The following is a 9771-nucleotide window of genomic DNA, read 5'->3' as shown; positions in this document are numbered from 1 at the left end:
ATCTGGCGTTTCGGGTTCTAAGCCGAAACGCCACTCACGACCAGCGCACGACCAGGGCCGAAGGCTCCCATCACCGCATCAGACGCGACGAAGGGAGCCTTCACCCCGCCGCCCGCCCCGCCCACGAGCACGACACGTTTGCCTTACTCCTGAATAGAACCCGAATCGCCACTCACGACAGCGGCTCGGCTACGCCGCATTCGCCTCACCCGCCGTCGACCCGCAGTACCACACGTCCGTCCGCCATCGCGAGTCCTCCGCCCGGCTCGATGTGCACGGCCGTGGCGCCCCTGGCCCCTGGAAGGGCGACGATCCGCGCGATCTTCATCTGCCCCCCGGCGGACTCCGCCGGCGCCAGGATGGCGGCCAGCGCCGGATGCGGCAGGCAGGCGGCAGGCGTCGGCGTACCGCACCAGAGGTCCTCGTCCGCGTGGGCGCGCACCCCGACGAGCCCGCCGACCGGGGCCTCGGGCGCCTCGGGCGGGTGCTCGCCGTAGTTCACCACCGCCGTCGCCACCGTGCCGGTGTCGTCGTTCACCGTCACCCGTACTCGCCAGACCTCACCGTTCCAGCCGCCGGCCGCGTCGAACTCCAGAGCGAGAGAGTTCCCGTCATGCCGAAGCCTGTCGAGGTGGATGTCCACCTCGGAGATCGACTCCAGGTGCTGGCGCGGATGTCCTTCCGGGCGTACCCAGTCACCGGCGGCGAGGACGTATTCGAGCAACATCGGCACGGAGAGCACGCCGGTGGATTCGCGCAGGTGGGGGTCCTCGGCGAGGGTCCATCGGTGCCGAGTGCGGAATCGCTCGTGCTCGAAGAACCGGCTGACCTCGCCGAGGAACAGCCGGCCGGTGTCCACTCGTCTCCGGTCCGGGCTCCCGGCGGGCCACGCCGTGCTGCGCAGATGATGCGGCCGGGCCATCACGCCGAGCCTGCCGAAGTAGCCGGATTCCCCGCTATGGTCTGGGTTCGCGGTCAGTGCGGCCATTTCCGAGAGCCAGTTCGCGACGCCGTCCGCGGGTGACATCGTGGAACCGTAACGGGCGGCACCGACGTAGTGCACGATGTTGCCGGTGCGTTCCCAAGTCGGCCAGTTGATCGTGTGCACAGGCACGCCACTACGCCGCGCTGTCCACAGTCCGAGCCTGCTCAGCGCGCCGCTGCCCGCCGCGTAGGCGGTGTGACCGACCATCCCGCCGCTCGCGGACATGGACCCCGCGCAGGAGACGAAGCGCAAGGGCCGGTCCACCGACGCCCGCGCGGAGACCGCGTCGAACAGGGTCGCGAAGCCGGTGACCTTCACGTCGACCGCCCGCACCACTTCCTCCGGCGTCAGCCGGGAGAACCGGACACCGCGGTAAGTGGCGGCGTTGTGCACCAGCACGGTCGGGCCGGCGTCCAGAGAGGACAGAAGTCGTTCGACCTGAGCCCGGTCGGTGACATCGCAAGGCTCGTAACGGATCCGCAGGCCGTTATCGGCCGCGGCGGCGAGGTTGGCCAGCGCGGTTCGTACGAATTCGGCGTCCTCGACGGCGCGACGGCCTTCGGCGACTCCGCCGGGTTCACCGGCCGCGTCGATGAGCCGCCTCTTGCGCCAGTCGGTGAAGGTGGCGTCGTCCGGCTCCGCACCGGGTCCGGTCAGAGGGCGTCTTCCGGTGACCACCACCTCCGCGCCGAGGGCGGCGAGTCGCCGCGCGAGGGCGAAACCGACTCCCCGCCCGCCACCGGAGACGAGTACGCAGTCTTCGGGGCCCACCGGCGATGCCGAGGCCGGGTCCGATGGTGCGGAGGTGATCCGGACACGCTGAACGTGGCGTACCCCGTCGCGGTAGCCGACCTCCTGATCGCCGGGCAGTCCGGCTTCGGTGTCGAGCACCCTGGCGATCGTGGCGGCATCACCGCGGTCGAGGTCGATGCTCCTGGTGCGGACCCCGGGAAGTTCGACCATCAGGTTCTTCGCCAGTGCGACCCAGGCCCCGCTCAACGGTTGGGGGACGGGACCACCGGAGCGACCGAACAGCCCGTCGCCATGGCCGACCGTCAGATACTGGAAGCGGTCCGCTTCCGCCGATTCGAGCCAGTGGTCGTACACCGCCTGGAGTGCCGCGGTGGTGGTCTGGAGAGCTTCACGCCAGGCCTGATCACCCAGCTCGTAGTCGGTGAGACCGGTGAGCGTGAGATCCGCGATGACATCCCACTCGGCCGTCAGTTCCGCGACACGCGCCGGGGAATCCGCCGTGACGACGACAGCGCCTCGTGCGGCGAGCTGTTCCGCCACCGCTTCCGTGGTGGGTCCGTGCGCGCCCAGCACCAGCACCCGCCGGTCCAGGAGCCCACCCGGAGCGGGCTCCGCCGGACGCGGCACCGGCTCGGCCACCCAACGCTGCACCGGCCTCGAGAAGGAGGAACTGTCGTAGGCGAGAAGCTGCGGGCGCACGGCCGGTTCGTTTTCCGCGCCGTCCGCGGGTGCCCGCACCGCCGGCGGGGAGACCGTCAGAGGATGTGCCGCACGCTGCTCGTCGACCGTCCGCACCTGTCCGCTTTCCTGATGGACGTAACCCAGCGGTTCGCCGGTCGCGCCGGTCATCCGCAGCACGAGCCGTCCGTCCGAGGTGAAGACCCCGCCCCAGTCACCGGTCTCCGGTCCGGAGGTGGCCCTCAGCGTCAGTTCCTCCCCGGCCAGCGCGACGTCGTCGAGTCCGCCGTAGAAGTCGATCCTGCGTACCGTCCGCGGCACCGCGATCGGGCTCCACCCGTCTTCGGCGGCCACCGCCATCACTTGCGCCAGCGCGTCACAGACGACGGCGGGGAACACCGCGTCCTCGAACCAGCGCGTCACCTCGACGCGGTCGAGTGTCAGCGTGGCCAGTTTGCCCTCGTGACCGAAGTGGACCCGTTCTGCCGCCGCGAAGATCCCGGACAGCGCGACGAACGGGTTCGGCAGTTGATAAGGGTTCGCCAGCTCCACGGAGCCGGCGGTGACGGGAAGCCGATCCGGTCGCGGCCGCGGGCACTCGACCTGCCGGTCACGCAGGACCACCGACATCCGGCCGTGCTCCCGGTCGGTGGCCAGCACCGTCCCGTCCGGCGCGACCACATCGGTCAGGATCCGCACTCGCACCACGGTTTCGCCGTACTCGCCAGGCGTGTCTTCGACGACCTCCGCCACGATCTTCTTCCGCTGGGGCCGGGCGGATTCCCGGAAGACGCGGACGAAGCGGTCGAGGGAGAGGTCGCGTACGCCGACCGGCACCCGGCCGGGCACCAGCGCTTTCGCCGCCTGTGCGGCGATCTCGACGACGAGCATCCCGGGGACGGTGGGATGCCCGCCGACGAGATGGTGCCGCAGGTAGCCGTCACGGTCGACGCTGAATTCCCGGTGGGCGACCAACCTGCCCGCACCCGCTTCGGTGACTTCGCCGAGCAGCGGTTCCGCCTTCGGCTCGGGGCCGGGGGTCCAGACCGCGGTCCGCTGCGGATGCCGCTCGCTCATGATGCGCCGTTCGACCGCGCCGAAATAGCCGAGGGTGGGAGCAGCGCCCGGCCTGCTCAGCTCGGCGAGGAAGTGCGCGATGCCCTCGGCGGCGGGCATCCGCGACAGATGCCGGTCCAGCACCTCGGCCACCAGTGGCTCGGTGGAGCGGGTCGTGCCGTCCCACAGTCCCCAGCCGAAGGTGGTTTCGGTCGAATCCGTCGCCGCGTCCGCGGCGGTGTACAGGAAGTCGTTGGCCGCGGCATAGTCGGTCTCGCCTTGGATACCGAAGAGCCCGGCCAGCGAACCCGCGTTGACCCAGCGCCGCGGCGGGTTTGCGGCGAAGGCGTGTTTGAGCGCGTGATAGGTGTCGACCTTGATGTCACGCACGGCGCGGAAGTTCTTCAGCGGTTTCGCGGGCAGTTCCGCGGAGCGGGTCAGCCCGGAGAAGTTCAGCAACAGATCTACGGGCCTCCCGTCGTGCGCCGCCACCACCTCCGCGCACACCCGCCGGACCTCGTCCGGATCACGCGTGTCACACACGTGGTAGTGCACCTTGCCCTCGCCGCAAAGCGCGGTGAGCCGGGCGAGATCGGCGTGCACTTCCCGGGCTTGGGCGAGTTTTCGCAGCCTGGCGTTGGCCATCGGTACACCGCCGGCTTCACGGGCGGCCGCCACCAGGGCCGTCCGGCGACGAAGCCGATGGGCTTCCTCGTCCTCGACCAGTTCTTCGTGGTCGTAGGCGGAAAGGTCGTTGGTGCCGAGGATGTGGACGACGGGACGGCAGTTCTCCGCCAAGCCGAGCAGGGTGAGCATTCCGATGCCCCGGCTCGTGCCCGCACCGAGGACGACGGAGCCCTCGGCCAGTACCGGTCCCCGCGCCGGCGGCACGGGGGCGGGCCGCGCGCGCCGTACCCAGCGCTCACCGCCTCCCAGTACGACTCCCGGCAGGGCGTGCCGGACCCGCATCTCTTCGGTGAGCTGCGCGGGAGCCGCTTGATCGTCCGCAGCGGTCAGGACCACGCAGAACCGGGCGTTGGCGACCACCGGTTCCAGCTCCAGCACCTTGACCAGTCCGGTGAACAATCCCGCGTAGGGGTGGACCGCTCCGTCTTCGCGTGCGCCGCCGGAAAGGGCGATTCCGTAGGTTTCCAGCTCCCTGGCGGCCTTCGCGACGAGAAAACAGGCGTCATGCAGCCGGAGTACGTCGGCCGGGGCCGAAACGCGGTCCAGCCAGTCGTGCCAAGGATCAAGGGTCGCGAGCACGCGTATATGCCGGTAGGGCCGTTCGGCCAGCATCGCGAGCAGTTCCTCGTCGTCGCTCACCCGCCGGCCGCCGAGCCGCCAGCCCGCGTCATCGAACCGAAGGACGGTCGCGTCGTCCGACAGCCCCTCCGGCACCGAAGCGCCATCAGCGAGCACCACCAACGTGTCGGCTGGGAACAGCGGTGCGGCAGGGAGCACAGGGACGCGCTTTTCCCGCTGCCAGGACAGTTCGTACCGTTGCAGCACGGTCGTGGGCGAGGCCGGGGTCTTGACCCGCAACCGGGCCGTCCGGCCGTTCGACTCGCGGGCCACGACCTGATCGGGCACCTTGCCGGTCAGCACTTCCAGCAGTTCCCGCGCTCCCTCGGCGCCGAAGAGATGCGGTGAATCGACGCCATCCGGAATGCTCATGACAACTCCAAAGCAGTGTGCGTCAGGGTTCGATGTGCGCGAGCACGGGTAGGGACCATTCCTCGGCCTTCTCCGCCGAAGTGACCGCGAAGAGGTAAGCGCCTTCGGCGTCGACGGAGTCACCGGACGGTTTCTCCCGTAGCGACCGGACCCAGGCGGGGTACGGGTTGGCGCTCATCCCGCCCACCAGGGCCAGGTCGAGATCGCCTTCTTCGAGGAAACGGGCCGCGGTCTCGAAGGATTCGAGCAGAGCCGCGTTCCCGGCGTCCACCACCAAGTTCAGCCCTCGGAGGTCGAAGTGGTTGGCGATCCTGGAGGCGATGACGTTCGGCATCACCCCGGGCTGGGTGTCCGGGTTGATCGCGGGCCAGGTGCCTGCCACCTCGGACCACAGCCGGTCGAGGAAGTCCGCCACGGCGGGGGTGGGATTCCCGCCCACCGCGGCCCGGATGTCGTCGAAATGCACCCGCAGCTGGGCGCCGTGCATCGCGCCGGTCTGGCCGGTCACCCCGAACAGGACGCCCGTGGTGTCGCGGTGGGTCTCGCACTGTTTCCGCACCGGGGCGGGAAGCCGCGCCATGCATTCGAGGGCCAGTAGCTGTGCCCTGTCGATCCGGCGCATCATCGGCGGTGGCAAAGCGACCCCGTCGATCCGGTGGACCGGGTAGACCGCACCGAAGGATGCCGCGCCGTCGTCCGGCTCGCAGGCCGACCAGCCGACGATCACCAGCGGCCGGGACCGGACGGCGACCGGGGCGGCCCCACGCGGCTCCTCGGACGTCCTCGGATGCAGCTCGGGAAGATACTCCGACACCACGGCTGTCGCGTTCGTGCCGCCGAAGCCGAACGCGGCCACCGCGCCGGTCCGCGCTCGATCACGGGCACTTCGCCGCCAGTCCGTGGTCCGGCGTGGCACCTCGATGTTCGTGGTCTGCTCCGTGACCCGCGCGGGCAGGCGTGCGAACCGGTGCTGGGGCGGGATCCGGTCGTGGCGCAGACACAGCAGGAGGTGGATCAGGGACACCACTCCCGCCGGCCACCCGGTGTGCCCGATGACGGATTTGTTGGACACCACGGTGACCGGGCGGTCCGGCGCGTAGACCTCGGCGATACCGAGCAGTTCGGCGGTGTCGCCCGTGGGGGTGCCGGTCGCGTGCGCGATGACGAGGTCGATGTCCCGCGGGCTGGTTCCGGCCTTGGCCAGCGCCCGTCGCGCCGCCATCACCTGGCCGGTGGTGGCGGGCGCGTTGATGGCCTTGCCCTTACCGTCCGCCGACAGACCGACTCCACGGACGATGCCGAGCACGGTGTCGCCGTCCGCCAGCGCCCGGGACAGCTTCTTCAGCACCACGAGTCCCGCGCCGTCGGCGAACAGCACGCCGTTGGCGCCCTCGTCCAGCGATCGGACTTCGCCGGTGGGGGACAGGCCGCCCATTTTGGCGAACGCCACCATGTAGGTGACCTGCATGACCGCCGAGCCACCGCATACGGCGACGTCGCAGCGGCCGGAATTCAGTTCGCGGATGCCCCGGTCCAGTGCGTACAGCGAGGACGAACAAGCCGTGTCCACCACGTGCACGGCGGAATCACCGGGGAGGATCCCCGCGATGGCGTCCGACGCGATCGCGTGCGGCAACGACCGGGCGGTATCGCCCGTGCCGCGCGGGAAACGGGCCAGGACGCGCTGCTCGACCTGATGTTTCTCCTCACCGCTCATGCCCTGCGCGTGTGGTCCGTCGAGCGCTTCGCGTACCGCGGCCACCACCTGGGCCTCGGAAAGGTGCTGGCTGCCGTCGGCGGTGAGCCCGACGCAGAAGGCGACCCGGTCGCGCGCGCCCACACTGGTGTTCTCGAGCGCCTGATACAGGCTGTGCCGCAGCCACAGGGTGCTGAAGTCGACGTCCGCCGGTGCTTCCGCCGCGAGCCGGGGATGCGGACGGAAACCGGTGATGAGGCCGGAAACCGGCTGCGATCCCTTGTCCGGCACGTCGGTGCGGTTCGGGGTGAACGCGGCGGTCACCCAACGATCGGGGGTGGCCTCGGTGAACAGGTTCGGTCCGTCGACCAGCACGTCCCAGAACTCTTCCGGGCTGGACGCGCCGGGAACCGCCATGCCCATCCCCACGACGACGATCGGATCTTCGGTGTCGGGCTCCGCGGGCGGAGTGGACTCGGGTGCCGGTGGTGGAGCGACTTCCCGCACCGCGCGGGGGTTCTCGATCCGGCGCGTCGCAACCACGGGTTCGGGGGCGGACTTCGTTTCCTGCTCGGGAAGATTCCCGCACATCAGGTCGACACCGCCGTCCGCGCTGACCGTCTGCCCGGTGATCCAGCGGGAGCGGGACGAGGCGAGGAAAGCGACCAGCTCGGCGAACTCGTCGACCTCGCCCAGCCTGCGACCCAATGGCGTCCGGTCCCGCATCATCGAGGCGAAGTCGGCGTAACCGGGGAACATGCGACCGCCCGCGGTGTCCAGCAGCCCGCCGGAGGCGGTGTTGACCCGGATCCCCGCCGGGCCCAGCTCCACCGCGAGATACCGCGTCATCGCCTCGAGCGCCGCCTTGGTGACGCCGATGGCAAGGTAGTCCTTCAGCACCGAGCGCGCCCCCACCGAGGACACGTTGACCACACTGGCCTGACCGCTCGCGGCCAGCAGCGGCCGGGCCCGTTGCACGCAGCGCAACGGTGCCTTGAGGTTCGTCGCCAGCGCCCGGTCGAGCTCGTCCTCGCTGATCCCGGCGGCGGTGCCGAAGATCCCGAGTGCGGCGTTGTTGACCAGGATGTCCAGTCTGCCCTCGGCCTCCCCGATCTGCCCCATGATCCGTTCGACGTGCTCGTCCTTGGCGACCGAACCGCGCGCGAGCCGGACGTCCAGCCCTTCGGCGGACAAGCGCCCGGCGATCTCCTTGCCTCGCTGGAAGGAGTGGAAGCAGTTGAGGTAGACGACCGCCCCGCGGCGGGCGAGCAGTTCCACCACCGCGGAACCGACGCCGCCCGCGCCACCGGTCACCAGCGCGACACGGCCTTCCAGTTCCCCGGTCGCCGGGTTCACCCGCGACTGCCGATCACATAGTCGGTGACCTTGGCGAGCGTGTCCAGGTCGGTACTGCGGAAACCCGGCGCGGGCGCGGGAAGATCGAAGATCTGCCGGGCCTTCGTCAGCAGTTCCGTCTGGCGCATCGAGTCGACGCCGAGGTCCGCCTCCAGCGCCGCGTCCTCGGTCAGCACCTCGACCGGGTATTCCAGCGCTTCGGCGTACAGTTCCCGCAACTGGGAGAACACTTCCCCCCGCGCCGGAATCGAGCCGGCGGCGACCAGGGCCGGAGCCGGCACCGTCTCCTGTACCGGGGGCGCGGCGGGAGCCGGGACGGCGACCGCCTGCCGTGTTCGGGGGGCAGGTGTGGGTTGCCCGGTCTGCGTGAGGGCGCCCACCGCGGAGGCGAGCGGGAAGGCGGCACGGACGAGTTTGGTGAGCGTCTCACCCGCACCCAGCTCGGTGAACGACCGCCTTCCTTCGGCGTAGAGGCCGGAAAGCGTTTCCCGGAACTGAACCGGCTGGGACAGATGAAGGCCCAGCAGGGCGGCCAAGTCGTCGCCATCGTGATACCGGCGCCCGAGGATCGGGGAGTACACCGGGACGGCGAAGCCGCCCGCTTTGTACTCGGCGGCCTTCGCGGCCAGTTCCCGCCCCGCCGGAACGAGAGCGTGATTGTGGAACCCGTAAGGCGAAGAGACCGCGCCAGTGCCGATTCCGAGCGTTTCCGCCACCGTGCGTACCGTGGCCAACTGCGCCGCGGGACCCGACAGCACGCTTTGTTCGTCGGCGTTGTCGACCGCGAAGGCCAGGCCGGGCAGTTCCGCGAGCGAGAGCAGAAGCTCGCTGCGGGCCCGGCCGCACCGCAGTGCGAGCAGGCCGCCCTCGGGAGCGTGGGCACGCAGGACTTCGTTGCGGTCACAGACGAGGGAAGCACCGTCCGCGATGGAGAACGCCCCGCCGATCACCAGGGCCGCGATCTCCCCGAAGCTGTGCCCCACCACCAGATCGAGGATTGTGCCGCGGGCGGCGAGAATCCGGTACGCGGTGACGGAGGCGCCGTAGATCGCCAGCTGGAGTTCGTCCGGATGCCGGGTGAGCATTTCTTCGAGCGAGGGTGCCTCGGCCGCGAACACCACCGAACTGACGGTGCGGCCGGTCCGGGCGCGATACACCTCGTCGATGGTTTCGAACACTTCGTGCACCGATTCGTCACCGCGTGCCCAGGGAACGGCCAACGTGCCTGGCCGGTACGCTCCTTGCCCGGGAACCAGTCCGACTTCAGTCTGTCCGAGGTCCATCGTTCGGCTCACCTTCTGTCCGGCTTCTGTTTTCTGTCGCGCCAGGAAATGTGCGGAAGCTTTCGATTTCCGGACGGTATCGGCCGACCTCACGACAGAAGGCGAAAAGTGCCCGAACAGTGCGCGGGGTAGCCCTTTTGTCACCGGTACCGGGGTGCGCGTGAAGTTCACCTGCGGTCGACCGGCTCATGATCGGGGCGGGTTGCCCTTTCGGGCAGGGGCGTTGGACGACCGATCATCCGGTTCGCGGAGACCCCGTTGACTACGGGATGGGCGACCCCGGCAGG

At 69.9% G+C, this 9771-nt stretch carries 3 protein-coding genes; all 3 read right to left on the bottom strand.

Going from position 1 to position 9771, the window contains the following annotated elements; genetic code table 11:
• Positions 1-205 precede the first annotated feature (205 nt).
• Genes LCL61_RS29175 through LCL61_RS29165 form a run of 3 tightly spaced genes read right to left on the bottom strand, consistent with a single transcriptional unit; the run spans position 206 to position 9379 of the window.
• Entirely contained in the window at positions 206-5149 is a 4944-nt protein-coding gene (locus tag LCL61_RS29175; protein ID WP_340682718.1) for a KR domain-containing protein, read from the bottom strand.
• Between the two features lie 22 nt (positions 5150-5171).
• Positions 5172-8201, bottom strand: coding sequence for an SDR family oxidoreductase (locus tag LCL61_RS29170; RefSeq protein WP_340682717.1), 3030 nt, complete (start codon positions 8199-8201; stop codon positions 5172-5174).
• A complete protein-coding gene (locus LCL61_RS29165; RefSeq protein ID WP_340682716.1) occupies positions 8198-9379 on the bottom strand; it encodes an acyltransferase domain-containing protein in 1182 nt (393 codons plus the stop codon). Before LCL61_RS29165 ends, LCL61_RS29170 begins: the two co-directional genes overlap by 4 nt.
• Positions 9380-9771 lie beyond the last annotated feature (392 nt).

This window comes from Amycolatopsis coloradensis (assembly GCF_037997115.1).
Taxonomy (GTDB): domain Bacteria; phylum Actinomycetota; class Actinomycetes; order Mycobacteriales; family Pseudonocardiaceae; genus Amycolatopsis; species Amycolatopsis coloradensis_A.
Note: the sequence above shows the minus strand (reverse complement) of the source record. Positions and strands in the feature narration are given on the sequence as shown.